This window comes from Curtobacterium sp. SL109 (assembly GCF_026672405.1).
In the GTDB taxonomy this organism is placed as follows: domain Bacteria; phylum Actinomycetota; class Actinomycetes; order Actinomycetales; family Microbacteriaceae; genus Curtobacterium.
This window is the reverse complement of record NZ_JAPPRB010000002.1, coordinates 924,541-947,671: the sequence shown is the minus strand read 5'-3', so window position 1 is coordinate 947,671 and position 23,131 is coordinate 924,541. Positions and strand designations below refer to the sequence as shown.

Annotated in this window: 25 protein-coding genes; 10 read left to right on the top strand and 15 right to left on the bottom strand. The window is 72.6% G+C overall.

Annotated features, from left to right (window positions below; all coding sequences use genetic code 11):
• The first annotated feature begins 39 nt into the window (after window positions 1-39).
• Both OVA28_RS06000 and OVA28_RS05995 read left to right on the top strand, forming a co-directional pair.
• Window positions 40-276: a PTS transporter subunit EIIB gene (locus OVA28_RS06000; protein ID WP_071279534.1), complete on the top strand. Its 237-nt coding sequence runs from the start codon at window positions 40-42 to the stop codon at window positions 274-276.
• Complete coding sequence (locus OVA28_RS05995) at window positions 273-725, top strand: PTS sugar transporter subunit IIA (RefSeq protein WP_268096165.1); 453 nt, start codon at window positions 273-275, stop codon at window positions 723-725. The genes OVA28_RS06000 and OVA28_RS05995 overlap by 4 nt, the downstream gene beginning before the upstream one ends.
• A 201-nt stretch (window positions 726-926) precedes the next feature.
• On the opposite strand, the gene OVA28_RS05990 is transcribed toward OVA28_RS05995, so the two are convergent.
• Window positions 927-1,700: a GntR family transcriptional regulator gene (locus OVA28_RS05990; RefSeq protein ID WP_268096163.1), complete on the bottom strand. Its 774-nt coding sequence runs from the start codon at window positions 1,698-1,700 to the stop codon at window positions 927-929.
• 121 nt (window positions 1,701-1,821) lie between these two features.
• Between OVA28_RS05990 and OVA28_RS05985 the strand changes: the two genes are divergently transcribed.
• Entirely contained in the window at window positions 1,822-1,992 is a 171-nt protein-coding gene (locus OVA28_RS05985; RefSeq protein WP_194659910.1) for a hypothetical protein, read from the top strand.
• A 10-nt stretch (window positions 1,993-2,002) separates the two neighbouring features.
• Here the strand turns inward: OVA28_RS05985 and OVA28_RS05980 are convergent, their stop codons facing one another.
• Entirely contained in the window at window positions 2,003-2,578 is a 576-nt protein-coding gene (locus OVA28_RS05980) for a GNAT family N-acetyltransferase (RefSeq protein ID WP_268096161.1), read from the bottom strand.
• Between the two features lie 3 nt (window positions 2,579-2,581).
• Here OVA28_RS05980 and OVA28_RS05975 point away from each other — a divergent pair, with 3 nt between their 5' ends.
• A complete protein-coding gene (locus OVA28_RS05975; RefSeq protein WP_268096158.1) occupies window positions 2,582-3,322 on the top strand; it encodes an LppP/LprE family lipoprotein in 741 nt (246 codons plus the stop codon).
• 200 nt (window positions 3,323-3,522) lie between these two features.
• Here the strand turns inward: OVA28_RS05975 and OVA28_RS05970 are convergent, their stop codons facing one another.
• The 4 genes from OVA28_RS05970 to OVA28_RS05955 form a co-directional block, all read right to left on the bottom strand.
• Window positions 3,523-5,166, bottom strand: coding sequence for a dihydrolipoamide acetyltransferase family protein (locus OVA28_RS05970; RefSeq protein ID WP_268096157.1), 1,644 nt, complete (start codon window positions 5,164-5,166; stop codon window positions 3,523-3,525).
• A 55-nt stretch (window positions 5,167-5,221) separates the two neighbouring features.
• Entirely contained in the window at window positions 5,222-6,181 is a 960-nt protein-coding gene (locus tag OVA28_RS05965) for an alpha-ketoacid dehydrogenase subunit beta (RefSeq protein ID WP_194660179.1), read from the bottom strand.
• Between the two features lie 86 nt (window positions 6,182-6,267).
• The gene (locus OVA28_RS05960) at window positions 6,268-7,404 is read right to left on the bottom strand and encodes a thiamine pyrophosphate-dependent dehydrogenase E1 component subunit alpha (RefSeq protein WP_268096156.1); all 1,137 of its coding nucleotides are present in this window, start codon (window positions 7,402-7,404) and stop codon (window positions 6,268-6,270) included.
• Window positions 7,405-7,409: 5 nt separating this feature from the next.
• Window positions 7,410-8,507, bottom strand: a complete 1,098-nt coding sequence (locus OVA28_RS05955) for a histidinol-phosphate transaminase (protein ID WP_268096155.1) — start codon at window positions 8,505-8,507, stop codon at window positions 7,410-7,412.
• A 40-nt stretch (window positions 8,508-8,547) separates the two neighbouring features.
• Between OVA28_RS05955 and OVA28_RS05950 the strand changes: the two genes are divergently transcribed.
• From OVA28_RS05950 to purB, 3 genes are read left to right on the top strand one after another with little or no spacing between them, the layout of a single operon-like run.
• Window positions 8,548-8,946, top strand: a complete 399-nt coding sequence (locus OVA28_RS05950) for a phage holin family protein (protein WP_194659904.1) — start codon at window positions 8,548-8,550, stop codon at window positions 8,944-8,946.
• A gap of 38 nt (window positions 8,947-8,984) precedes the next feature.
• Window positions 8,985-9,503, top strand: coding sequence for a low molecular weight protein-tyrosine-phosphatase (locus OVA28_RS05945; RefSeq protein ID WP_194659903.1), 519 nt, complete (start codon window positions 8,985-8,987; stop codon window positions 9,501-9,503).
• Window positions 9,500-10,885, top strand: coding sequence for an adenylosuccinate lyase (gene purB / locus OVA28_RS05940; RefSeq protein WP_194659902.1), 1,386 nt, complete (start codon window positions 9,500-9,502; stop codon window positions 10,883-10,885). Before OVA28_RS05945 ends, purB begins: the two co-directional genes overlap by 4 nt.
• 69 nt (window positions 10,886-10,954) lie before the next feature.
• Here purB and OVA28_RS05935 read toward each other — a convergent pair whose 3' ends face one another.
• Window positions 10,955-11,869 (bottom strand): LysR family transcriptional regulator, encoded by a 915-nt coding sequence (locus OVA28_RS05935; protein WP_268096154.1) that lies wholly within the window; start codon window positions 11,867-11,869, stop codon window positions 10,955-10,957.
• Window positions 11,870-11,940: 71 nt separating this feature from the next.
• Here OVA28_RS05935 and OVA28_RS05930 point away from each other — a divergent pair, with 71 nt between their 5' ends.
• Window positions 11,941-12,972, top strand: coding sequence for an EamA family transporter (locus OVA28_RS05930; protein WP_268096153.1), 1,032 nt, complete (start codon window positions 11,941-11,943; stop codon window positions 12,970-12,972).
• On the opposite strand, the gene OVA28_RS05925 is transcribed toward OVA28_RS05930, so the two are convergent.
• Both OVA28_RS05925 and OVA28_RS05920 read right to left on the bottom strand, forming a co-directional pair.
• Window positions 12,941-13,933, bottom strand: coding sequence for an epimerase (locus tag OVA28_RS05925; RefSeq protein WP_268096152.1), 993 nt, complete (start codon window positions 13,931-13,933; stop codon window positions 12,941-12,943). The two genes, OVA28_RS05930 and OVA28_RS05925, sit on opposite strands and share 32 nt — an antisense overlap.
• On the bottom strand, window positions 13,926-14,606 hold the full coding sequence (locus OVA28_RS05920) for a DUF4166 domain-containing protein (RefSeq protein ID WP_268096151.1): 681 nt from the start codon (window positions 14,604-14,606) through the stop codon (window positions 13,926-13,928). Before OVA28_RS05920 ends, OVA28_RS05925 begins: the two co-directional genes overlap by 8 nt.
• Window positions 14,607-14,654: 48 nt before the next feature.
• Between OVA28_RS05920 and OVA28_RS05915 the strand changes: the two genes are divergently transcribed.
• Window positions 14,655-15,569, top strand: a complete 915-nt coding sequence (locus OVA28_RS05915) for a cation diffusion facilitator family transporter (RefSeq protein ID WP_194659898.1) — start codon at window positions 14,655-14,657, stop codon at window positions 15,567-15,569.
• Window positions 15,570-15,729: 160 nt separating this feature from the next.
• Here OVA28_RS05915 and OVA28_RS05910 read toward each other — a convergent pair whose 3' ends face one another.
• Window positions 15,730-16,320, bottom strand: a complete 591-nt coding sequence (locus OVA28_RS05910) for a hypothetical protein (protein WP_194659897.1) — start codon at window positions 16,318-16,320, stop codon at window positions 15,730-15,732.
• 73 nt (window positions 16,321-16,393) lie between these two features.
• A complete protein-coding gene (locus tag OVA28_RS05905) occupies window positions 16,394-17,674 on the bottom strand; it encodes an MFS transporter (RefSeq protein WP_268096149.1) in 1,281 nt (426 codons plus the stop codon).
• An 81-nt stretch (window positions 17,675-17,755) separates the two neighbouring features.
• On the opposite strand from OVA28_RS05905, the gene OVA28_RS05900 reads away from it, so the two are divergent.
• Window positions 17,756-18,631: a LysR family transcriptional regulator gene (locus OVA28_RS05900; protein WP_268096148.1), complete on the top strand. Its 876-nt coding sequence runs from the start codon at window positions 17,756-17,758 to the stop codon at window positions 18,629-18,631.
• 175 nt (window positions 18,632-18,806) lie between these two features.
• On the opposite strand, the gene OVA28_RS05895 is transcribed toward OVA28_RS05900, so the two are convergent.
• The 4 genes from OVA28_RS05895 to OVA28_RS05880 form a co-directional block, all read right to left on the bottom strand.
• Complete coding sequence (locus OVA28_RS05895) at window positions 18,807-20,279, bottom strand: DHA2 family efflux MFS transporter permease subunit (RefSeq protein ID WP_442780768.1); 1,473 nt, start codon at window positions 20,277-20,279, stop codon at window positions 18,807-18,809.
• A complete protein-coding gene (locus OVA28_RS05890; protein WP_194659893.1) occupies window positions 20,251-20,514 on the bottom strand; it encodes a hypothetical protein in 264 nt (87 codons plus the stop codon). Before OVA28_RS05890 ends, OVA28_RS05895 begins: the two co-directional genes overlap by 29 nt.
• Window positions 20,511-21,152: a DUF308 domain-containing protein gene (locus tag OVA28_RS05885; protein WP_268096147.1), complete on the bottom strand. Its 642-nt coding sequence runs from the start codon at window positions 21,150-21,152 to the stop codon at window positions 20,511-20,513. The genes OVA28_RS05890 and OVA28_RS05885 overlap by 4 nt, the downstream gene beginning before the upstream one ends.
• 127 nt (window positions 21,153-21,279) lie before the next feature.
• Window positions 21,280-22,746 (bottom strand): LPXTG cell wall anchor domain-containing protein, encoded by a 1,467-nt coding sequence (locus OVA28_RS05880; RefSeq protein WP_268096146.1) that lies wholly within the window; start codon window positions 22,744-22,746, stop codon window positions 21,280-21,282.
• Window positions 22,747-23,131: the final 385 nt, after the last annotated feature.

Here is a 23,131-nt window from a genome sequence, read left to right as displayed (position 1 = left end):
TGTCAACCTGATCGCGAAGCCGTAACGAGGAGGAAACAGATGGCCGACATCAAGGCAGCCGACATCATCGCCGCACTCGGCGGAGCCGACAACATCGAAGAGGTCGAGGGCTGCATCACGCGCCTCCGCGTCGAGGTGGAGGACGGCGACCTCGTCGACAAGGACGCACTCAAGACCGCCGGCGCCCAGGCCGTCGTCGGTGGCGGCACCGGCTGGCAGGTCATCGTCGGCCCGATCGCCGACAACCTCGCGCAGGACATCCAGGACGAGCTGTGACGGCTGTCCGCACGCCGTTCGCCGGGCCGGTCGTCGCACTCGCCGACGTGCCGGACCCGGTGTTCGCCGGACAGCTCGTCGGTGCCGGGGTCGCGGTCGACCCGACGGGCGTCGACGGCACGGTCACCGCGGTGGCACCGGTCGACGGCACCATCGTCAAGCTCCACCCGCACGCCTTCGCGATGCAGGGCTCGGCTGGCACGGACCTGCTCGTGCACGTGGGCATCGACACCGTGAAGATGGCCGGCGAGGGCTTCGAGCTCCTGGTCGCCGAGGGTGCCACCGTCGCCGCCGGGGACCCCGTCGTCCGGTTCACCCCCGCCACGATCACCGCCGCCGGCTACTCGCCGGTGTGCCCGGTCGTCGTGCTCGGCTCTGCCGCGGACTCCGTCGCGCAGGACGCCGTCGGCACCACCGTCGCCGAGGGCGACACGCTCTTCACGGTCTAGCGGCCGCCGGTCGGCTGCCGGTCGGCAGCCGGTCGGCAGCCGGTCGGCGCCGGCCGCGGCCGGCCTGCCGGGTGGGCGCGCTGCCCCTGCGCCGAGACTCGGCGCTGCGGACACCTTCGCGGGTCGACGCCCGCGGAAGTGTCCGGCAGGCCGAGACTCGCCGGGCGGGCCGCCGGGCGCGGACACCATGCGCACCAGGGGTCACGCGACCTGTGTGGCCGTGACCTCCATCTGCACGCGGTAGCGGTCGGACCGGTACCACGAGCGGGCGTGCTCCACGGGGCGATCCCCCGCGTAGGACACCCGGTCGAACTCCAGCACGGGGGCGCCCGTCTTCGTCCCGAGCAGGGTCGCGACGTCGTCCGCCGCGGACTTCGCGGCCACGGTCTGCTGTGCCCGGTCGATGGGCAGCCCGTACTCGTTCGCGACGATCGAGTACACCGACCCGGACAGGTCGTGCTCGAGCAGCCCGGGGAACGCGTCCGCCGCGAGCCAGGCGTCGTCGATGGACACCGGGGCACCGTCGGCCATCCGCAGGCGCTTCAGGTGGTACGCCGTGTCGTGCTCACCCAGCCGCAGGGCCGCGGCGGTGTCGGACGGGGGCACCCGTTCCTCGCGGATGAGCACCACGGTGGTGGGCACGTGCCCCATCGCCCGCATCTCCTCGGTGAACGAGGCCAGGTGCAGCGTCGACTGCACCGGGCGGTGAGCGACGAACGTGCCCTTGCCGCGGACCCGTTCGAGGTAGCCCTCGTTGACGAGCTGACCGAGGGCCTCGCGCACCGTGATCCGCGAGACGCCGTACTCGGCGATGAGCTGCCGCTCCGAGGGGATCGCCGCACCCGGAGCCAGGCGGACGGTCGCGAGCTCGAGCAGGATGCGCCGGAGCTGCTGGTGCTTCGGCTCGGCACCCTCGGTGATGCGGGTCGTCATCGGCTCCTCGTGCTCCATCGCGGTGGTTCGGTGACTGGTCATGGGCGGACATGACCAGTTGTTCTCAGACTACCGAGTCACCCTCCGCGCGTCGATGCCGCACCCCGTGAGTTCATCCGTCCGGCCGATGCCCGACGGCGGGCACTCCGCTTCGATGGGACGCATGACCGCGATCCGACTCGGCACCGTGGGGGCAGTGGTCCTCGTGACGACGCTCCTGCTGACGGTCGCGCGGGGGGATGCCTGCTGGGTCGCCGCACTCACACTCGTGCTGTGCGCCGCGGTCGCCGCGGTGATCGCCGGCCAGGCCCAGGACAGCGGCCGGATCGACTGACCGGCGGGGATCAGGCGTTCGCGACGAGCCAGTCGACCTGCTCGGACGACAGCGCCCGGTCGGACCAGACCTGGCGCTCCACGCCCGCGGGGGTCGGCGCAGCCGTGGTGCCCCGCCACACGAGCGAGAGCCCGGCGCGCGCGAGCACCCGAGCGGACGCGGGGTTGTTCGTCAGGACCCGGCCCGTGACGGGGACGCCCGGGGCGGTGTCGCAGGCGGCCGTGACGGCAGCCTGGGCGATCTCGGTCGCGTAGCCCTTGCCCCATGACTCGGGCGCGAGCCGGTAGCCGAGGTTCCAGACGCCACCGGCGGTCATGTCCACGCCGCCGACACCGACGACGTCGCCGGTGTCGATCGAGCGTGCTGTCCACGACCCGAGGCCGTGCCGCGCTCGCCCACCGATCTTGCGCTGGACGAGGTCCTGCGTCATCGCGCGTGAGGTGTGCCGTCCAGAGGGCAAATGAGTCCACGTGCGGGCGTCGGAGAACACCGCGTGCACGGCGTCGACGTCGGACGGCGTGACCGGTGTGAGCACCAGGCGACCCGTTCGGATCTCCTGTGGGGGCATCAGGAGCTGGTGGACCATGTGATGATCATCGCCCCGACCGCCGACATCCGCGTGAACACCACGCGGACGATCGCAGACGACATCCGACCTGGCAACACCCTCGACACCGGCCAGCTCGCGCCGGGCATGGTGGTCGGCATGCGCTCCACGACGACGACCGGGCTCCTCCTCGCCGCGACACTGGCCCTGGCGGTGACCGGCTGCACCGCCGGTCCGACCGAGTCCCCCGCATCACCGCCACCCGACCGGCCGTCGTCGAACGCAGCCCCGACCGGCACGACGGCCCCGACGTCGGCGCCGTCCGCGGACCCCACGAGCACGGCGCCGACGGACACGGCACCCACCCCGACCTGCGGTCCCACCGACGGCGCCACGGTGGTCGGAGCGGCCGTCGCACGCCTCGCGGCCCCGTCCGGGTTGCCCGATGCGCGGTGGGACGCCTCGGCCGCGGACGTCAGCGGCTACGACGCGTGCACCGCGCTGTCCTGGGCCGTCGTCCCCCTCGCCGAGGGCACGGCCAGCTCGCCGTACGCCGTGCTGCTCTTCCACCAGGGCACGTACCTCGGGACCGCCACGAAGGTCCAGTACCCGTTCGAGCCGCAGGTCGCGCGCTCCTCGGACGCCGCGATCGACGTCACCTACCGGTACGCGACCGCGACGGACCCGAACGCGGCCCCGAGCGGCACGACGCGAGCGACCTACACGTGGAACACCGCCGCACAGCGGGTGGTCCTCACCGGCGACGTGCCCCCGACCCCGTAGGACGCCGCCGACGCGCGCGCGGACACCAGGCGTTGTTTCCCACACCGCGCGCCATGGGGAGCGCTTTCGCGCGTTGCGGGTCGGAAGGAACGACCCCCCTCGCGCGAAACGATTTGCTGCGCACGGGAGGACCCGCGCCGCACGGGAGGACGCGCGGCGTCGACGCGTGTGCGTGAGGACCCGCCGCGACCAGCGGACCGCTAGTCGAGCAGGAGCGCCGGCTCCTCGATGACCGAGGCCACGTCGTGCACGAACCGCGACGCGACGTCTCCGTCCACCACGCGGTGGTCGAACGAGGCGCCGATCGTGGTCACCATGCGCGAGCGGACGTCGCCGTCGACGACCCACGGCTTCGGCTTGATCGTGCCCATGGCGACGATCGCGACCTGCCCCGGGTTGAGGATCGGCGTGCCGGTGTCCATCCCGAACACGCCGATGTTCGTCACGGTGATCGTGCCGTCGGCCATCTGCGCCGGGCTGGTCTTGCCGTCGCGGGCGGTGATGGTCATCTCCTCGAGGGCCTTGGCCAGCTCGAGCAGCGACATGTCCTGGGCGTCCTTGATGTTCGGCACGATCAACCCGCGCGGGGTCGCCGCCGCGATGCCGAGGTTGACGAAGTGGTGCACGATGATCTCGCGGTCGGTCCACGACGAGTTGACCGAGCGGTTGCGGCGGACGGCCCAGATCACGGCCTTCGCCATGATGAGCAGCGGCGAGACCTTGACGCCGGCGAACGTCGGCGACGCCTTGAGCCGCTTGACGAACTCCATCGTGCGGGTCGCGTCGACGTCGACGAACAGGGACACGTGCGGTGCGGTGAACGCCGACGTGGTCATCGCCGTCGCGATCGCCTTCCGCACGCCCTTCACCGGGATCGTCTCCTGGCGGACGTCACCCCACTCGGGCGTCTCGATGTTGCGGAAGACGCTGGCCTGTTGGGCGTGCCGGATCACGTCGTCGCGGGTGACCTCGCCGGACAGGCCGGTCGGCACCACGATCGCGAGGTCGACGTCGAGGTCCTTCGCCAGCTTCCGGATCGGCGGCTTCGCCATCACGGCGGGCATCGACGGCCGCGCGGGACGCTGTCCCTGCGCGGCGACGGCGTCGGCGGTGGTCGCCTCGCCCTCGTCGGTCACGACCAGGTCGGTCTCACGACTGGAGGCTCGGTTCGCCTGGGCAGCAGCGGCTGCAGCCCGGCGGGCACCCGGCTTGCGACGGGAGGGTGCGCTGGTCGCGGAGCCGTACCCGACCAGGACGGCGCCGGAGGACTCGTCGGTGCCGACGACGGACGCGCCCTCGGCTGCAGGCAGCGAGGCCGGCATGCGGGACTCGGTGGGCGCGGGGGTGGCAGCGGGCGCGGGCGTCGGTGCGGTGGCACGGGCGGGCGTCGCCGCTGCCGGAGCGGGAACGGCCACGCGGGCGGGGACCTCGACGGGCGGGGCGGAGGCGACCGGGGCACTGGGCGCGACCACGGGCGAGACCGGGGCGGCGTCGGCGACGGGGGCGGGGCCTCCCCCCACCGGCACGGCCTGCCCGCCGCTGGCGCGTCGGTCAGGCACCGGCGGCGTGGGCCCAGGCTGTTCCGCGGTGGCGGGGACGGACGCACCGGACTCGACCCGGATGATCGGGCGGCCGACCTCGACGGTGTCGCCCTCGGCGACGAGCAGACCGGTCACCGTGCCCGCGAACGGGGACGGCAGCTCGACCAGCGACTTCGCGGTCTCGATCTCCACGAGGACCTGGTCGACGGCCACGGCGTCACCGATCGCGACGCGCCACTGGACGATCTCGGCCTCGTTGAGGCCTTCGCCCACGTCGGGGAGGGGGAATTCGGCGACGGCCACGTCGGCTCCTTCGGCGGTCGGTCGTGCGGTGGAGAGATGGTCCGGACGGACCGGGTCAGTAGGCGAGCGCGCGGTCCACGGCCTCGAGGACGCGGTCGGCGTCCGGGAGGTGGTGGTGCTCGAGCTTCGACTGCGGGAACGGGATGTCGAACCCGGACACCCGCAGCGGCGGCGCCTGCAGCGTGTAGAAGGCGCGCTCCGCGACGGTCGCGGCGATCTCGCTGCCGACGCTGACGAACTCGCTGGCTTCCTGCGCGACGACCAGCCGGCCGGTCTTGCGGACCGATGCGAGCAGCGGCTCCCAGTCGATCGGCGAGATCGAGCGGAGGTCGACGACCTCGCAGCTGGTGCCCTCGGCCTCGGCGATGTCGGCGGCCTGCATCAGGGTCGCGACCATGGCGCCGTGCCCGACGAGGGTGACCTCGGTGCCGGTGCGGGCGACGCGGGTGGTGTGCATCGGCACGTGGCCGTCGACCATGTCGACCTGGCCCTTCGGCCAGTAGCGCGACTTCGGCTCCATGAAGACGACGGGGTCGTTCGACGCGATCGCCTCTTGGATCATCCAGTAGGCGTCGTTCGGCGTGCTCGGGCTGACCACGCGGAGACCCGGGGTGTGCGCGAAGTACGCCTCGGGGCTCTCCTGGTGGTGCTCGATCGCACCGATGTGGCCGCCGTAGGGGATGCGGATGACGACCGGGAGCGACATGTGCGCCGGCAGCCGGTTCGCCATCTTCGCGAGCTGCGAGGTGATCTGGTTGAACGCCGGCCAGACGAAGCCGTCGAACTGGATCTCGATGACCGGGCGGTAGCCGCGCAGCGCCATGCCGATCGCGGTGCCGACGATGCCCGACTCGGCGAGCGGGGTGTCCCGGACGCGCTCGGCGCCGAAGCGCTCCTGCAGGCCCTCGGTGATGCGGAAGACGCCGCCCAACCGGCCGATGTCCTCGCCCATGAGCAGGACCTTGTCGTCGGCGGCCATCGCCGCGGCGAGCCCGGCGTTCAACGCCTTGGCCATCGGGATGGTGGGGGTGGGGTCCGCGGGGACCTCGCCGGCGCCGGGGTGCGACCGGAGCGTGTAGTCGACGAGCTGCTCGGTGGTGGTCATGCGGAGGCTCCTGCGTCCTGGGCGGACTCGTAGTCGTGCAGCCAGGCGCGCTGCTCGTCGATGCGCGGGTGCTGCTCGCGGTAGACGTTGTCGAACATGGCGTCCATCGGGGGTGCCTGCAGTGCCGACGTCTTCGCGCGGATGTCGGCGGCGATCTGCTCGCCCTCGGCCTCGAACTCCGCGAACTGGGCGTCGGTGGCGCCACGGCTGCGGAGGTAGGCCTCGGAGCGGGTGATCGGGTCACGGGCGACCCAGTCGGCGAGCTCGTCGTCGCCGCGGTAGCGCGTGGGGTCGTCGGAGCTCGTGTGGGCGCCGATGCGGTAGGTCTCGGCCTCGATGAACGCCGGGCCCTGGCCGCTGCGGGCGTGCTCGGTGGCGACCGCGCTCACCGCGTACGAGGCGAGGACGTCGTTTCCGTCGACCTTGACGCTCGGGATGCCGAAGCCGCGCGGGCGGTCGACGAGCGGGGTCGGGGACTGCACCGACACCGGCACGGAGATCGCCCAGTGGTTGTTCTGCAGGAAGAAGACGACCGGGGCCTCGTGGGACGCGGCGAAGACGTAGGCCTCGTTCACGTCGCCCTGGCTCGTGGCGCCGTCGCCGAAGTACACGATCGAGCACTCGTCGACGTCGGGGTCACCCGTGCCGACGACGCCGTCGAGCGCCTGCCCGATGGCGTAGCCCGTGGCGTGCAGGGTCTGCGCGCCGATGACGAGCGTGTAGACGTGCGTGTTGCCGCGGGCGTCCGGGTCCCAGTTGCCGTGGGCCTGGCCGCGGAAGAGCGAGATGATCTCCATCGGCTCCACCCCGCGCTGCAGGACGACGGCGTGCTCGCGGTAGGAGGGGAAGAGGTGGTCCTGGGGGCGGAGCGCGAAGGCCGAACCGACCTGGGCGGCTTCCTGCCCGTGACTCGGTGCCCACAGGCCGAGCTGCCCGGTGCGCTGCAGGTTGCCGGCAGCGTGGTCGAAGCGGCGGGTGAGCACCATCTGGCGGTGCATGGCGAGCAGCGTCTCGTCGGGGAGGGCCGTGGCGATCGCCGCGAATTCAGCGTTCTCGTCGGTCTCCACGAACCGGCCCTCGGTGTCGAGGAGCCGGACGATGGTCGTCGCGGGGGCCGCGGCGTGGAAGGACATGCGGGTCAGCGTAGCGGCCGGGCTGGGCCGGCCGTTGTGAGTCCCCCGACAAGTGAACGGGCCGTTTCGAGGAGCTTCCCGACAGCCTCGTGCTCGCCGATCGAGATGCGGAGCCCCTCGTTCCCGAAGGCCCGGACGATGATGCCCGCGTGCTCGAACTGCTCCGTGGCGTGGGCGGTGTGGTCCCCCGTCGGCAGCCACACGAAGTTGCCCTGGGCGTCCGGCACGTCCCAGCCCTGCGCGCGGAGCTCGGAGACGATGCGGTCACGCCGTTCCGTCAGGTGCGTGACGCGTTCCAGCAGCTCGGACTCGCGCTCGAGGCTGGCCAGTGCGGCCGCCTGCCCCTGCGCGGTGACGGACAAGGGGATCGCGCACGCGCGCACGGCGTCGAGGACGTATGCCGGTCCGAGCGCGTACCCGACGCGCAGACCGGCCAGGCCGTACGCCTTGGAGAAGGTCCGGAGGACGACGAGGTTCTGGTAGCGCTCCAGCAGCGGGACACCGCGGACGGCGTCGGGGTCGGTGACGAACTCGGCGTAGGCCTCGTCGAGCACCACCAGGACGGTCGCCGGCACCCGCGCCATGAAGGCGTCGAACTCGGCCGCGGTGACGATCGGGCCGGTCGGGTTGTTCGGGGTGCACACGATCACGATGCGGGTGCGCTCGGTGACGGCAGCGGCCATGGCGTCGAGGTCGTGCCCGCCGTCGGCCCGGTTCGGCACCTGCACGCTCGTGGCACCCGCGACGGTGACGACGCCGGGGTAGGCCTCGAACGACCGCCAGGCGTAGACGACCTCGTCGCCCGGGCCGGACGTGGCCTTCGCGAGCTCGTGCAGGATCGCGACGCTGCCCGGGGCGACGTGGACCTCGTCCACCGTCACGCCGAAGCGGTTCGCGAGGACGGCGCGGAGCGCGATCGCCGAGGCGTCCGGGTAGCGGTTGAACGCGGTCTGCGCCTGCACGGCCTCGACGACGCCGGGGAGCGGCGGGAAGGGGTTCTCGTTGCTGGACAGCTTGAAGGCGTCGGCAGCGGCCTGGCGTCCCTGCTTGTAGGCGGGGAGCACCGCGATCTCGGGGCGGATGTGCACGGGCTGATCGGTCACGACATCAGCCTACCGAGCGGCTACCAGGCATCATGGACGCATGCGATTCCTCGTCCGCCTCGTCATCAACGCCGTCGCGCTCTGGCTCACCACGCTCATCGTCAGCGGTGTCTCCGTCACGCCCTTCGGCGAGGGCGGCACCGTCGAGACCGTGCTGACCTTCCTGCTCGTCGCGTTCGTCTTCGGGCTCGTCAACGCCGTCATCGGCACGCTGATCCGGATCGTGGCCTTCCCGATCTACATCCTGACCCTCGGGCTCATCTCCTTCGTGGTGAACGCGATCCTGCTGCTCATCGTCGCCGGGATCTCGACGAGCATCGGCTTCGGGCTCGAGGTCGACTCGTTCGGCTGGGGCATCGTCGGGGCCTTCGTGCTCGCCGTCTTCGCCTGGCTGATCGGCCTGGTCGCCCGCCCGGTGCTGAGCCGCCCCCGCGCTTGACGGGCCCGGGGCACGACGCCGTGCGCCATGATGAGCAGATGACCACGGACGCCGGCGCCCCGTCGCCCTTCCGCGTCTCGTTCGTCTGCAGCGGCAACATCTGCCGGTCCCCGATGGCGGAGATCGTCTTCGCCCGGATCGTCGAGGACGCCGGCATGAGCGACCGCTTCCAGGTGCAGTCCGCCGGCACCGGTGACTGGCACGTCGGCGAACCGGCGGACGAGCGGACGATCGCAGCACTCGCGGCGCGCGGATACGATGGCAGCAGGCATCGCGCCCGTCAGTTCGACCCGGACCGGTTCCCGGACCTCGACCTGGTGGTCGCACTCGACCGTTCCCACGAGCGCATCCTGCGGTCGTGGGCGCCGACCATGGACGACGCCGCCAAGGTGACGCTCCTGCTGCGGTACGACGACTCCTGGCCGGAACAGGCCGACGTGCCGGACCCGTACTACGCGGACCGACACGAGTTCGACCGGGTCCTGTCCACGGTCGAACGGGCGTGCCGCGCACTCTTCCACCAGATCGAACCGGCAGTCCGCCAGGGAGCACCATGACCCCCCTTCCCCCGCAGCCGATCAGCCCCCTCGACGGGCGGTACTACCCGGTCGTGCACACGGTGGGTGAGCACCTGTCCGAGGCGGGCCTCAACCGTGCGCGCGTCTCCGTCGAGGTCGAGTGGCTGATCTTCCTCACCGACCACGCGATGTTCACCACGTCGCCGCTCAGCGTCGACGACAAGGCCGCCCTCCGCGCCGTCGTCACCGACTTCGGGCAGGCGGAGATCGCCGAACTCGCCGAGATCGAGGCCACGACCCGGCACGACGTCAAGGCGGTCGAGTACTTCGTCCGTCGCCGGCTGTCGGAGCTCGGCCTGGACGCCATCGCCGAGCTGACGCACTTCGCGTGCACGAGCGAGGACGTCAACAACCTCTCCTACGCGCTCACCATCAAGGACGCCGTCGCCCAGGTCTGGCTGCCGGGCTTCCGCGCCGTCATCGCACGCCTGCGGGACCTGGCGCTCGAGCTGCGGAGCGTCCCGATGCTCTCGCACACGCACGGACAGCCCGCCACCCCGACCACGCTGGGCAAGGAGCTCGCGGTGGTCGTCTACCGCCTCGAGCGCGTGCTGGCGCAGGTCGAGGGCGGCGAGTACCTCGGCAAGTTCTCCGGCGCGACGGGCACCTTCTCGGCGCACCTCGCCGCCGACCCCGAGGCCGACTGGCCCACGCTGTCGCGCGAGTTCGTCGAGGGCCTCGGCCTGACGTGGAACCCGCTCACGACGCAGATCGAGTCGCACGACTGGCAGGCGGAGCTCTACGACCGCGTCCGGCACGCCAACCGCATCCTGCACAACCTGGCGACCGACGTGTGGACCTACATCTCGATGGGGTACTTCACGCAGATCCCGGTCGCCGGGGCCACCGGGTCGTCGACGATGCCGCACAAGATCAACCCGATCCGGTTCGAGAACGCCGAGGCGAACCTCGAGATCTCGTCCGCGCTGTTCTCCACGCTGTCGGAGACGCTCGTCACGAGCCGTCTGCAGCGCGACCTGACCGACTCCACGACGCAGCGCAACGTCGGCGTCGCGTTCGGGCACTCGCTGCTCGCGCTCGACAACCTGCGGCGCGGGCTCGGCGAGATCGCGGCGAACCACGAGCGCCTGGCCGCCGACCTCGACGGCAACTGGGAGGTGCTCGGCGAGGCGATCCAGACGGTCATCCGCGCCGAGGTCACCGCCGGGCAGTCCGACATCGAGGACCCGTACGCGATGCTCAAGGAGCTCACACGGGGCAAGCGCGTCAGCCAGCAGGACCTCGTCGCGTTCGTCAACGGCCTGGACATCTCGGACGGCGCGAAGGCCCGGCTGACGAACCTCACGCCGGGGACCTACACGGGCCTGGCAGACGAGCTGGTCGACCACCTCGACGTCTGAGGACGGCGGCGGGACCGGTGACCCTCCGGGCAGGAGGCTCGGCCCGGCCCCGTCGGGGACGTCACCGGCTCAGGTGGTGACGTCCAGGGCGGTGGCGACCAGGGCCTCCAGGACGGTGCGGACCACGGGGCGGACGGCATGGTCCGGTCGGACGAGCGCCTCGATGCGGCGTCCCGCGCGGACGTCCGCGAGCTCCGCCAGGTGGAAGCGCCCCGGCGCCCGCGTGCGCGACGTGTACCGGGGGACGAGCGCGATCCCGTGGCCCGCCGCCACCAGGTTCTCGATGACGGGCAGGTGGATCGTGCGGAACGCGACGGACGGCGGGGTGTCCCGAGCAGCGGCCATGGCGGTCAGCACGCGGTCGATCGGGTAGTCGCGCGGTACGCCGATCCACGTCTCGTCCACGACGTCGTCGATGCCCACGCGGGCACGGTCGGCGAGCCGGTGCCCCTCGGGCAGGGCGACGTCGAGCGGTTCCCGGAGCAGCGGGACGGTCTCGAGGGCCTGCCGGTGCGGCGGGGACGACCCGTCCGGGCGGTGGCCCACCACGACGTCGTGGTCGGCGGTGAGCGGGGCGAAGCCGTCCTCGCTGACGTCGACGTCGGAGAGCACCAGGTCGATCGCGGGGTGCTCCCGCATCCGGTCGAGCAGACCCGGCAGCAGCAGCTCGGCGGCCGACGGGAAGATCGCCAGGTCGACGACGCCCGACGCTCCCCCGAGGTGCTCCTGCCAGGCGGCATCGACGGTGGCGACCGCGGTGGCCACCACACCGGCCAGCCCCGCGAGCACCTGACCGTGCTCGGTGAGCCGGACCCCGCGGCCGACGCGTTCGACGAGCGGGACGCCGACCTGGCGCTGGAGGGTCTGCAGCTGCTGCGACACCGCGCTCGGGGTGCGGTGGGTGGCAGCGGCGACGGCGGTGACGGACCCGCGCTCGTCGAGCTCGCGGAGGACGGGGAGCAGCGTGACGTCGAAGCCGACCATGCAGGGACCCTACAACGTCGGTGTCGAAGTGTTCGCTGGTGCTACCACCCGGGCTGCGGGAGCATCGGAGGGTGCTGCTCCGCGACCGCCTCCTCGCCCTGACCGTCGCCGTGGTCTGGGGCCTGAACTTCCCGGCGACGGCGATCGCGCTCGAGCACTGGCCGCCGTTCCTGCTCGCCGCGGTGCGGTTCACGCTGCTGGCGGTCCCGACGCTGCTGTTCGTGCCGCGCCCGCCGATCCCGTTCCGGATGCTCGTGCTCGTCGGTGCGACGCTCGGGGTGCTGCAGTTCGCGTTCCTCTACCTCAGCATGGCGTCGGGGATGCCGTCCGGGCTGGCCTCGCTCGTGTTGCAGGCCTCGGCGCCGTTCACCGTCGTGCTCGCCGGGGTGTTCCTGCGCGAGCGGCTGACCCGGCGGCAGGTCGTCGGCGTGACGATCGCGGTCCTGGCCCTCGCCGCGATCGCCGTGCACCGCTCGCAGACGGCCGCGCTGCTGCCCGTCGTGCTGGCGCTCTGCGGGGCACTCGGGTGGGCGATCGGGAACGTGGCGACACGGAAGGCCGGGGCGCCGAACGGGCTGCACCTGACGCTGTGGTGGTCGGTGGTGCCGCCGATCCCGATGGCCGTGCTGTCGTTCGTCGTCGAGGGGCCGGTGCGGATGGGGCAGGCGCTCGGGACGGCCTTCACGCTCGACGCGCTGCCCGCCGACCTCGGGCTGCTCTACATCGTGCTCGTGGCGTCGCTCGTCGGCTACGGCCTGTGGACGCGGCTGATGTCGCGGTACCCGTCGAGCACCGTCGCACCGTTCTCGATGCTCGTCCCCGTGGTCGGGGTGCTGGCGTCGTGGCTGGCGTTCGGCGAGGTGCCCGACGTGGTCGAGGTCCTCGCGGGCGTGGTCGTCGTCGGCGGGGTGCTGTGGGCGTCGCGCACGCCGCGCCTGCGCACGTCGGCTCCGTCTGGCTCGTCTGCTCCGTCCAGGGAGCAGCGATCGTCGCGTGCGCTCGACCCGGGCGACGATTCCTGCTCCATCGATGCACCCGTTGCCGAGCCCGCCGCCGCCGGACCCGCCGCTGTCAGCCCCGGTGGGCCCGACGGTCCGCGATGATGTCCGCGAGCGCCCCGTGGAGCAGCGGGTACCGGAACTCGTAGCCGGCCTGCACGAGGCGCGTCGGCACCACCCACCGGCTCTTCAGCACGAGTTCGGTCTCGGTGCGGATCGCGAACGACCCGAGCTCGAGCATCCACCGCCAGGTCGGTAGTCCGAAGCGCCGCCCGACGGCCTCCCGGATCGTGGCCATCACCGTGCGGTTGTCGGACGGGTTCGGGCTCGTCACGTTCACCGCGCCGTCGAGGTCGTCGTGGTCACGGATGAACCGGATCGCGCCGAGGACGTCGGCGATGTGCACCCAGCTGAAGCGCTGTCGCCCGTGGGTGTGGCGGTCGTGGTGGTACGTCCCCGCGGTCAGCCGCGCCGGGGTCGGGAACCAGGGGCCGTCGTGCTGCGGTCCGCCGAGCCCCGCCTGTGCGAGCCGGAGGAGCGGGACCAGCGCGCTGCCGTCCCCGAGGACGATCGCCATCCGGAGCGCGACACGACGGGTACCGGGCAGGTCGGCGGCGAACAGGGCGTCCTCCCATGCGCGGGCGACCCCGACCGAGAAGCCCTCGCCGAGCTCACCCGTCGCCTCGTCCTGCGGGCGGTCGTCGGCGTGCCGGTAGATGGTGGCGGTCGAGGCGTTCAGCCACAGCGGCGTCGGGTGCTCGGACGTGCGGATGGCCTCGGCGAGCTCGAGCGTGGTGTCGACGCGCGAGCGGATGATCTCCGCCCGGTTGCGGCGGCCGTAGCGGCAGTTGACGCTCTTGCCCGCCATGTTCACGACGATCGCGGCACCGTCCACGAGTTCTCGGACCCGGAGCGTGTTGCCCCAGACCGCGTCGCCGGTGCGGCCGATCGTGACGACCTCGTAGCCCTCGTCGCGGAAGGCGTCCTGCAGGTACGTCCCGACGAAGCCGCTCGCCCCCGCGATCACCGCACGGCCCTTCGTCGTCTGGGTGCTGTCGTCAGTCATCGTTCTCCCCGTCCTGCCCCGGCGCGATCGCGTACCGGAACGCCCCCTCGTACCGGTACAGCGTGCCGAGGATCGGCGCCGCGAGCACCAGGGACACGCGCTGGCGGTCGGCTTCGTCATCGAATCGTTCCGTGAGCGTGACCCGCGGGGCGAGGAGGGCCGGGAGGCTCCACTCCCGACCCAGCGCACGGAACGACACACGTGTGGAGACCAGGCGCAGGACGCCGGCGTCCGGCCCGTGCGCGTCCACCTCCGCCCGCAGGTCGGCGCTGACGCGCCCGCGGCGACCGAGGTGGTCGACCAGCCCGTGCGGTCCGGCGGCGATCGCGTCCACCATCGTGCGGTCCCCGGAGCGGAACCGGAAGGTACGGTGCGCGCGGACGGCGAGCTGGGCCTCCTGGCCGGTGCCGGGGTCCCCGCGACCGACGCGGACCGGGCGGTTCGCGACGGCGAAGGGGACGTCGCCCTCCCAGACCGGGAACAGGACGCAGGCGCGGGCGAGGACCGCGAGGACGGGCCACAGCCAGCGCCGCGGGGTGCCGACCACGGTGAACACGCCCTCGCCGCGACCGACGTGACCGGCCGGGATCGGGCCGAAGTACGTGCGGAGGCGCGGGTGCAGGCGGGCGAGGACCTCGGGTGCGACGGTGCGCTGCCAGGGCGATTCGGTCACGGGCACGATCCTGGCAGGTCGTCAGTCGTGCTCCCTACGATTGGGGGCATGGGACACGACCACGGGCACGCGCACGCCGGTGCGAACGAGCGCGCCCTGCTCGTGGCGTTCTGCATCTCCGCGACGATCCTGCTGGCCGAGGTCGTCGGGGCCGTCGTGACCGGGTCCCTGGCGCTCCTCGTCGACGCCGGGCACATGGTCGTGGACACCGGTGGGATCGGGATCGGGCTCGTCGCCGTCCGGCTCGCGCGGCGCTCCCCCACGTCGCAGCGCACGTGGGGCTTCCAGCGGGCCGAGGTGCTCGGGGCCACGGCGCAGGCGGCGATCCTGCTCGCCGTCGGCGTGTACGTGATCATCTCCGGCGTGCAGCGGTTGTTCGTCCCCGCGGAGATCCACTCCGGGCCGCTGCTGGTCTTCGGGGCGATCGGCCTGGTGGGCAACCTCGTCGCGTACGCGGTGCTGATGCGGGCCTCCGGCGTGGACTTCACGTCCCGGGCCGCGCGGCTCGAGGTCCTCAACGACACGCTCGGCTCCGTCGCGGTGATCATCGCCGCGATCGTGCTCGGGGCCACCGGCTGGGACCGCGCCGACTCGGTCGCGGCCCTCGTGATCGGGGCGCTCATCCTGCCCCGGGCGATCCGGCTGCTCCGCGAGACAGCCAACGTCCTGCTCGAGGCCACGCCGCCAGGCCTCGACCTCGAGGACGTGCGCTTCCACATCCTCGAACTCGAACACGTGATCGCCGTGCACGATCTGCACGCCACGCTCGTCGCCACCGGGGTGCCGAACCTCACCGCGCACGTCGTGGTGGACGACCACTGCTTCACGACGTCGCACGCGCCGGAGATCCTCGACGAGCTGCAGCGCTGCGTGGCGGAGCACTTCGACGTGCCGGTCGCGCACTCGACGTTCCAGCTCGAGCCCGCGTCGCACCGACTGCACGAGCACGAGGTGCACGCGTAGGGACGGCGGTGCCGCGGGGTGCGCGGTGCGGGGGTGCGGCGCGCGGCGAGCGGCGAGCGGCGAGCCGATTCCGAACGACAACATCCCTGTCGTACGACGTCGAGCTTGTCGTTCCGGGGCGGAGGGGGCGGGCGGCGGCAGGGCGGCGCGGGACGGGGCGTCAGCAGTCGTCGTCGCGCGTGGGGTAGGCCGTGATGACGCGGTCGGTCGTGGCGGAGACGATGACCTTCACGAAGGCGTCCGGCGAGGGCGTCGTGCCGTCGTCGAACCGGACGGGAGCGGCATAGCAGACCTTGCCGTCGCCCGCATCGACGGGGAAGCCCGACCGCGGTGCCGTCACGGCGGTCTTCACCGCGGTCAGCATGGCGTCGTCCCAGTCGCGGTCTCCCGTCCCGGCGAGGACGTCCTGCCAGTCGCCGGTGTGCCGCACGCGGATGTGCTCGTAGCCCTGGCTGCTGTTCCCGCACTGCAGGACGACCTGCCCGAGCGCGGCGGTGTCGTACCGGCCGACCTCGGCGCGGCTGCTCCGGTCGCACGAGGCCAGCACGTCGTCCCCGGGCAGGTCGGGCCCTCGACGGTCGATGACCACGGTGCCGTCGGCGGTCGCCACGGCCGCGGGAGCCGTCGTCGCGCTGGTCACCGGGTCGTCGCCGCTCCGCTGCGCGCCGAGGGCGAACCCTCCGGCGACGAGCCCGACGGCCACCACGACGGCCAGGCCGGCCACGACTGATCGGTTGCGCTGCGTCGGCATGCGGCCAGTATGCCGGAGGTGGGGCGGGCCTCCAGGCCGGGGACGACCCACCGGACCGGAGGCTCGGAGCGGCTCAGGCGCGTGCGGCCAGTCGGATGCCGGCGACGACGGCGAGCACCGAGACGAGCACCACGTACCCGATGAGGACGGGGAGCGTCGGGAGCACCAGGAGCGCTGCCCCGACCGCCACGACCGGCACCGTGAGCCCGGCGTAGGCGATGAGGAAGACGGCGGCGAGGACGCCGCCGCGCTGTCCCGGTTCTGCCAGCTCGCCGGCGCTGCCGATCGCGGCGCGGAAGATCAGCCCGACGCCGGCACCAGCGACGACCCCGCCGCCGATGAAGCCGCCGACCTGCAGGACCACGGCGGCACCGGCGAGGACCACGAGGCCACCGACGAGCAGCACCATGCCGAGGCGGATCTGGGCCCGCTGCGAGAGCCGGGCGAAGACGAGCTGCGAGAGGGCACTCGCGGCGAAGACTCCGAACGTGGTCGCACCGGCGGCCAGCCGGTCGGTGACGTGGAAGGTGGTGCCGAGGAAGGTCGGTGCGACCGAGGTGAACAGGCCCTGCACCGCGAGGGCGGCGAACGCGGCGACGCCGGCTGCCCAGAACGCGGCGGACTTGCCCGCCGGGGCCTGGATGCGCTGCGGGCGGTAGGGAGGGCGCTCCTCGGGACGGTCGACGGTCTCCGGGGCGGCGAGCACCGCGATGAACGACACGGCGAGCAGCACGACGAACACGGCGTAGGGCACCATCAGCGGGGCGCCGACGAACTCGGCCAGGGCGCCGCCGATGAGCGCGCCGAGCGAGAGGCCGCCGAGGTTCACGACACCGGCGGCGATGCTCGCGCTCTTCGCGGAGCGCGGGTCACCGGTCGCACGGACCCGGAGCTCGCCGAGGTGCGCGGTCGCCGTGGCGGTCAGCGTGCCGATGCCGAGACCGGTGACGAAGCGGGCGACGATGAGGCCGCTGACGTCGTTCCAGACGAGGAACAGCACGGCCGCGACCAGCTCGAGGGCGATCGAGACGAGGATGAGCGGCTTGCGCCCGTGCACGTCGCTGAGGTGGCCGGCGAGCCAGAGGGACCCCACGACACCGACGCCGTAGGCCGCGAACACGATGGTCGTCGTGAAGGTCGGGAAGCCGTCACGGGCCTGGTAGAGCACGTAGAGCGGGGCAGGGACGGTCGCGAAGGCCATCACCGCGAGGAAGGCGACGGCGACGGCCCAGAAACCGGCCGCGTGGCGACGGCGGGTGTGCGAACGCCGGCCGCGCGGAGCGGGCACGCGGTCGTCGGGTGTGGTGGGGGTCGAAGCGGTGGGCGTCGCCGCGCTGTCCGTGACGGTTGACATGGTGCCATCGTCGTCCCGCCGGGTCATCATGTCGAACGGATGTCCTTGATGTCCGCCATCGACCTGATCGATGATGGACGCATGGAGACCCGTCTGCTCGAACAGTTCGTCGCCGTCGCGGACGAGGGCACCGTGACCCGCGCCGCCGAACGGCTCTGGGCAGCACAGTCGACGGTGTCGGCGGGGATCGCGAGCCTGGAGCGGACGTTCGGCGTCCGGCTGTTCGACCGCACAGGCCGGCAGCTCGTGCTCACCACGGCGGGCGAGGACCTGCTCCCCCACGCCAGGGCCGTCCTGCAGTCCCTCGACCGGATGCAGGACCTGGCGACGGCGACCGACGCCGAGCTCCGCGGGCGGGTGCGGCTGGGGATCTTCACGAGCATGGACGTGGTCGACCTGATCGGGGTGCTCCGGACGTTCCGGGAGCGACACCCGCTCGTGGCCGTCGAGCTCATGACGTCACCGTCGGGCACGACCGGGCTCGTGCAGGACCTGACGTCCGGACGGCTCGACCTGGCCTACTGCGGCCTGCCCGTCGTGCCGGCCGGCATCACCGTGGAGCCCCTCCGCGAGATGCCGTTCCGGGCGTTCGTCGCGACGGACCACCCGCTCGCCGGACGGGCCTCGGTGTCGCTGGCGGAGTTGGCGGACGAGCCGTTCATCGACACGGCGCACGGCTTCGGCAACCGGGTGATCCTCGACCAGGCGCTCGAACGGCTCGGGATCCGGCGGCGCATCGTCGCGGAGATGAACGACATGCCGGCGGTGGTGCGGTTCGCGACGGCGGGGCTCGGCGTGGGGGTCGTCCCGGACTCGGGTGCGGCGCACGAGGGGGTCGCGATCGACCTCGACGACGAGGTCGACCCGCTGCGCGTGGGGCTCGCGATGCGGACGACGCCGGTGCCGAACCGGGCGACGCAGGCGCTCGCCCAGGACATCGTCGCCGCACGGCGCTGAGGCGGGCGGCGCTGGGCGCGGCGCTGAGGGCGGACGGCGCGGGTGCGGCGGGGTGGTTCGGATCGGCGCCACACAACCGACGTGCGCTCGAACCACGGACGTGCCCGGTTCGAGCCGGTTCCGGTTGTGCGACGCCAGGCGGAACCGCGCGGGCAGCCCGGGCGGCCCGGACGGGTCAGGCGTCGAGCAGGGGCGCGACCCGGTCGACGGAACGCCGGGCAGCGGCGGAGGACGCCACGAACCCGATCACCACGATGCCGACACCGATCCCGACGACGATCCACCACATGGCGTGTGTGGCGACCGCGAACCCCGCTCCGACGCTCGCGACCGCGCTGGCACCGGTGACCGTGCCGGCGAGGGCGACGCCGAGGGACACCCCGGTCTGCCGACTCGTCGAGGCCACGGCCGCGGCGGACCCGGCCTGGGCGCGGGGCATGCCCGAGACGGCGGTGTTCGTGATCGGGGCGTTCACCATGCCGAACCCGAAGCCGAACAGCACGAAGGCGACGACGAGCACCCACATCGGTGTGGTGGCGTCGATCGTCGTGAGGACGGCTCCGGCACCGCCGATGCCGATCCCCGCGAGCACGAGGGGGACGCGCGTGCCGAACGACCCGACGAGCCGCCCGGACACCGGCGACATCACCATGGTGGCGAGGGCGGCGGGGAGCGTCCAGAGGCCGGACTCGAACGGGGACATGCCCCGGACCTCTTGGAGGTAGAGCGCGTTGAGGAACAGGAACGCCCCGTTCGCCCCGAACGCCGCCACCGCGGTGAGCACGGCGGACGAGAACGGGATGCTGCCGAAGAACCGGACGTCGATGAGCGGCTCCGCGCGACGACGCTCGACGGTCACCAGCAGCGCCAGGGACCCGGCGGCCACCACGAAGAGCCCGAGCGCACCGGGTGAGGTCCAGCCGAGGCGCGGCCCCTCGATGAGTCCGCCGACCAGGGTCGCGAGCAGCACGATGACGAGCAGCTGCCCGACCGGGTCGAGACGACGGGGCTTCGGGGAGCGCGACTCCGGGACGAACAGGGCGGTCAGGACGATCGCGGCGATGCCGATCGGCACGTTGATCCAGAAGATCGCCCGCCACCCGACGGTGTCCGTGAGTGCTCCGCCGACGAGCGGGCCGACCCCCATCGAGACGCCCACGACCGCGCCCCAGACGCCGACGGCCCGTGCACGTTCCTTGGCGTCGTCGAACGTCGCGGTGATGATCGACATCGCGACCGGGTTCATCATCGAGCCGCCGACGGCCTGGACCATGCGGAAGACGACGAGCCACCCCACGCTCGGCGCGAGCGAGCAGAGCAACGACCCGAGCGTGAACAGCGCGAGGCCGATCTGGAAGGTGCGACGGCGTCCGATGCGGTCGGCGGTGGAGCCCGAGAGCATCAGGAGGCTGGCGAGCACGAGCGTGTAGGCGTCGATGGTCCACTGCAGACCGCTGATGCTGCTGTGGAGCTCGCGTCCGATCGAGGGCAGCGCGACGTTCACCACGGTGGCGTCCATCGAGACGATGAACAGGCTCATGCAGCAGACGGCGAGGATCAGGTACCGGTGGCGGTACCGGTCCGGGAGCGCTGGGTCACCCAGCGCGGGGCGCCGGACGTCAGTGGAAGCCGTCGTCGTCTCCTTCACCCGGGGTCTTGTGACCACCGAGCATGTCGTTGTCGTCCTGGTCGCTCGTGGAGGCGAGCTGCAGCATCGCCAGGACCACCACGACCACGATGAACGCGATGCCGAGGAAGATCAGGGCGAGCATGACCTCCCGCGTCGAGAGCAGCACGACGAGCCCGGTGAACACCGCGATGATCGCGGAGATCCCGAGGAGCTCGACCGGGCGCATGCGGTCACGACGGCTGGGGTTGGTCATGCGTGTGGTGCTCCGTCCGGGGACACTGCCGGAGCAGTCGTCCCCCACTTGTGCGAGAGGCCGGCGATCACGTGGAAGACCGCCGTGATGGCGAGGTAGGCGCCGAGCAGGCCGACGAGGACGATCGAGGCGTCGAGCGTGCCGGTCACGCGCTCGACCCCGCCGAGCTGCTGGGAGTAGTCCGGCGGCGTCAGGAGGAACGCGATCGCCAGCAGCAGGGTGAGCCCGCCGATCGTGGACCAGTCGCGCGAGAACGGCGACCGGCCGCGGGACCGCAGGCCCTGCGTGAGTTCGAGTGCACCGGTCAGGACGGCGAACGCGACGACCACCGCGATGAAGGCCGGCAGCCCGAACCCGTTGCAGGCGATGCCGACGGCACCGGCCACCACGCTGACGACGGCCTGCACGAGCGCGGTGCGGCGCGAGCGCGGGTCATCACGCAGCCGGGTGGCGCTGCCGATGCCGACGACCACGCCGTCGACGATGGCGAAGACGCCGAACAGCAGCAGGCCGTAGCCAGCCGCGTGGTTCGACGAGAAGGTGATGACCATCGCGATCACCGCGGCGGGGACGGCCCGCAGCACGGGGATCGGCCAGTACCGCGCGCGCTGGTGTGCGTCGGCGACGGAGTCGGACACGAGACCTCTTTCGGGCATGTTGATCGTGGTCCGATCCTACCGCCGCCCCGGTGTGCCCCCGTCCCGAGGACCCCGTCGGCGCTGAGGATCCGAGAACCTCAGCGCCGAGGGGACACACGCCGCCGGCTCAGTCGCTCACGGCACTCCCGGGCATCGCCGCCCCACGCACCGGCTGCTCCGGAGCGCGACGTCGGCGCCGGGCGAGCACCCAGCAGCCACCGCCCAGGACGAGGAGCAGGACGCCGATGCCCGCGGCGAGCGCCGTGCCCGCGGCACCCGTGTACGCGAGCGCACCCGGGGCCGCTGGTGCGCGGTGTCCGGCGCTGCCGCCGCCGTCACCGCGGTCGCTCGCGTGCCCGGTCGTCGGACCCGCGGTCGGGCTGCCGCTCGGCTGCGGTGACGGTGTCCGGGTCGGGGTCGGCCCGGGCGTGGCACCGGCGTCGGGGTCGTCCGGCCGCGGCACGACGATGGCGACCTCGTCCGAGGGGTCGCCGCCGTCCGGGTCGGTCGGGGACGTGGCGGTCGCGATGTTGACCACGTCGGAGCCGTCGCCGCGGTACTCGGGGTCGAGGACGGCCCGGATCCGGAAGGCGTGCTCCTGTCCGACGGCGAGGGACTCCCCTGACCGGCAGGTGACGTGCTGCCCCTCCGCGGTGCAGTCGTCGTCGGACCCGGCGAAGGACATCGCGGCGGGCAGGTCGTCGACCGCGCCGACGTCCTGCGCCACGGCGGGGCCCCGGTTGCGGGCGGTGACGACGTACTCGACCTCGTCACCGGGCTCGACGTCCGTCGACGGGGAGACGCGCTTGTCGGTCTCGACGTCGGCGCGGACGGTGATGGGCGTGGTGGCGGTGGAGGTGTTGTCGGACTCGTCGACGTCGGCCAGGCCGGGTGCCACGTCGATGGTGGCGACGCTCGTCAGTGCACCCTCGGCCGCGGGGTCGAGGGAGCCCTCGATCACCGCTCTGGCAGTACCGCCACGGACCAGGTCGAGCGCCGTGTCCACGTCCCCGGTGCCGCTGCCGTCGCCGCACGCCGAGCCGTCGGAGGCCGAGCAGGTCCACGTCACGTCGCTGAGCTGGTCGGGGACGTCGACCGTGAACGGGCTCGGCTCGGAGTCGTTGCGACCGGTGTTCGCGGCCGAGACGGCGTAGCGGACCCGCTCCCCCGCGACCGCAGGGGCCGTCTCGTGCTGCACGCGGAGGTCCGCCGGCTGTGCGACCCGCAGGGCGTCGATCTCGTGGACGCTCCGGTAGGCGCCGGTCGCGCCGGTGAACCCGAGGCGGAGGGTGTCGGGCAGCGGGGCCTGGCCGTCGCCGCCGAGCTGGACCGAGTCGAGCACGGTCGTGGTGACCCCGCCGGTCGTCAGGCGGACGGTGAGCTCGAGACCGTCGTCGCCGGGCTGCAGGGTGACGCGAACCGTCCTGGTGGTGGGGCCGTCGGTCTCGACCCCGCTGCGGACGGCGGCGTTGTCGACGAACCGGTAGCCGTCCGTGCCGTTGCCGGAGCCACGGACGGTGACCGTGTTCGGCGACCTGCCGGGACCACTGCCGTTGATGGGCAGGGAGAAGTTGCCGTGGAGGTCGAGGGCCACCGCGGCGAAGCCCCCGGGGAGCCCCGGGGGCGAAGCCCCCGGGGAGCCCCGGCGTCTGGCAGGGTCCCGAGCCTTCGTTCTGCTCGGTGCGACAGGCGTACCCGAGCGCGGCCCCGGTCCCGCCGACCCCGGGAGCGACGGAGCCGTCGGCGAGGTAGAGGAGCAGGCCGTCGGCACCTTGCTCGTACGGCGTGTACATGGCGTAGTCGAACTCGACGTCGAGCCCCAGGGTCGACGGGAAGGCGTCGTCCATGGCCCAGGCCCCGGCGACGCCGACGCCCGCCGGTGTGAGGCGGAGCCGGCCGTCGACGATGCGGGCGCTGCCGGTCAGCGTGCCCCCGTCCGCGGTGGTGAAGTCGTTGACGTAGGGGAAGGTGTGGTCCTC